This is a genomic window from Metabacillus rhizolycopersici (assembly GCF_020075705.1).
Map to the genome: position 1 here is coordinate 1 of NZ_JAIQUM010000351.1, position 209 is coordinate 209.

The following is a 209-nucleotide window of genomic DNA, read 5'->3' on the forward strand; positions in this document are numbered from 1 at the left end:
CTGAGCTAATGGCTCATATTATAATGAGTATTACTATAATGAAGTAAGTGGTGCCGGCGAGAGGACTTGAACCCCCAACCTACTGATTACAAGTCAGTTGCTCTACCAATTGAGCTACACCGGCATATAAATGGTGGAGGATGACGGGATCGAACCGCCGACCCTCTGCTTGTAAGGCAGATGCTCTCCCAGCTGAGCTAATCCTCCGA

2 tRNA genes are annotated in these 209 nt (G+C 48.3%); both read right to left on the bottom strand.

Features of this window, described 5'->3' with window-relative positions:
- Positions 1-48 precede the first annotated feature (48 nt).
- Positions 49-124 (bottom strand) — tRNA-Thr (locus K9V48_RS28910).
- A 7-nt stretch (positions 125-131) separates the two neighbouring features.
- Positions 132-207, bottom strand: a tRNA-Val gene (locus K9V48_RS28915).
- Between the last annotated feature and the right edge of the window lie 2 nt (positions 208-209).